Here is a 2,074-nt window from a genome sequence, read left to right as displayed (position 1 = left end):
GACGCCTTCTTCCACGATGGCGTTCTCGCCCAGGATCGCGCGCACGACATGTGCGCCGTCCTTTACGATGGCACCGGGAAGCAGGACGGAGTCCTCGACGATGGCGCGTTCGCCAACGACGCAGTCGGTGGAGAGGATCGAATGCTTAACGGAGCCGTAGATGCGGCAGCCGTTCGATACCAGGCAGTCGTCAAGGCGCCCGTCGGGTCCGATGAAGTGCGGGGGACGGGTGGAGTCGTTGCTCATTACCGGGAAGCTCTTGTCGAATAGGTCGAACTCGGGATTTTCACCCAGTAGGTCCATCGAGGTTTCATGGAAGCTGGAGATCGTGCCGACATCCTTCCAGAATCCATGAAACTCGTAGGTGTACAGGCGCTTGCCCTCGGCGAGGAGCTTCGGAATGATGTCCTTGCCGAAGTCATGGCTGGAGCGCTGATCCAGGGCGTCGTCCTCGAGTGCCTGGACCAGGATATCGGTGCTGAAAATGTAGATGCCCATGGAAGCGAGGTTGGAATCGGGCTTTTCGGGCTTCTCGGTGAATTTCTCGATGCGGCCGTCATCGGGATTGGCCGTGATGATGCCGAAGCGGCTGGCCTCCTCCCAGGGAACCGGCATTACGGACACCGTGAGGTCGGCGCCATGTTCGATGTGGCTCTCGAGCATCTTGCGGTAATCCATGCGGTACAGGTGGTCGCCGGAGAGAATCAGGACGTATGCCGGGTCGTGACCCTTGATGTAGTCAAGGTTCTGGGTGATAGCATCGGCCGTGCCCGCATACCAGGTGCCACCGTCCTGGGTGGCGTAGGGCGGCAGGATCGAAACGCCGGCACCGTGCTCGTCCAGGTCCCATGCGCGTCCGGAGCCAACATACTCGTGGAGCTGGTAGGGACGGTACTGCGTGAGTACGCCCACCGTATCGATGCCCGAGTTCGCGCAGTTGGACAGCGAGAAGTCGATAATCCTGAACTTGCCGCCGAACGAGACGGCGGGTTTGGCGATTTTAGACGTGAGCGCCCCCAACCGGCTGCCCTGTCCTCCCGCGAGGAGCATCGCGATGCATTCTTTCTTGCTCATCGAATCTTTCCTCTCAAAACGTGCTGAGCCTACAAATCTTTCCCCAAAGCTTTGCGTTGCCGTCTAGGCGTGCCAGATCTCGTCGCGATATTCGCGAATTGTGCGATCGCTCGAGAACCAGCCCGACATGGCGGTGTTGTGCAGCGCGCAGCGGTTCCAAGCCTGCGCATCGGTGTAGGTAGAGGTGAGCTCCTCCCATGCCTGAACGTAGGAGTGGAAGTCCTTCAAAACGAGGTCATAGTCGTTATTGGACATGATCTCAGTATGAATGCTTTCAAAGTTGCCGGAGAGCTTGGCAAACGTATCATCGGTGAGCTCGTCCATAACACGGCCCAAGCGGTCGCGGTCCGCGTTCACGATATCCCATGCGAAGTAGCTACCGCTTGCGCGCAGCTGTTCGACCTCGGGCGTGGTCAGACCGAAGATCTTCTCGTTCTCCTCACCGGCGAGCTGGGCGATTTCGATGTTGGCGCCGTCCATGGTGCCAAGCGTGATCGCGCCGTTCATCATAAGCTTCATGTTGGACGTACCCGAGGCCTCTTTACCGGCGGTCGAGATCTGCTCTGAGATCTCGGCTGCGGGATAGATGAGCTGCGCATTCGAAACGCGGAAATTGGGGATGAAGCATACCTTGATGAGGTCGTTGACGCGCGGATCGTTGTTGACGACCTCGGCTACCGAGTTGATGAGTCGGATGACCTCCTTGGCGAAGGTGTAGCTTGAAGCCGCCTTGCCGGAGAAGATGAACGTCGTGGGCTGGACATGGAACGAGCTGTCCGAGATGAGGCGGTTGTAAACATCCATGACCTTCATGATGTTCATGACCTGGCGCTTGTATGCATGGAAGCGCTTGACCTGAACGTCGAAGACCGAGTCGGGATCGATTACGAGGCCGCACTCGCGGCGAACGTATTCGGCCAGGCGAATCTTGTTCTGGCGCTTGGAATGGCCGACGCGCTTGAGGAACGAGGGGTCGTTTTCGAAGTCGACGAGCTTTTTG

The 2,074-nt window shown here is 58.4% G+C and carries 2 protein-coding genes; both read right to left on the bottom strand.

The window, feature by feature from the left end:
- Positions 1-1,074, bottom strand: a 1,074-nt coding sequence (locus tag I2E26_RS02580) for a glucose-1-phosphate adenylyltransferase (protein WP_195419504.1), incomplete at its 3' end; no start/stop codon positions are given.
- A gap of 63 nt (positions 1,075-1,137) precedes the next feature.
- A partial coding sequence (locus I2E26_RS02575; protein ID WP_195419503.1) for a glycogen/starch/alpha-glucan phosphorylase occupies positions 1,138-2,074 on the bottom strand: 937 nt, incomplete at its 5' end.

The organism is Collinsella sp. D33t1_170424_A12, from assembly GCF_015554865.1.
Lineage (GTDB): Bacteria > Actinomycetota > Coriobacteriia > Coriobacteriales > Coriobacteriaceae > Collinsella.
The sequence above is the reverse complement of the archived record's forward strand: the minus strand, read 5'-3'. Positions and strand labels throughout refer to the sequence as shown.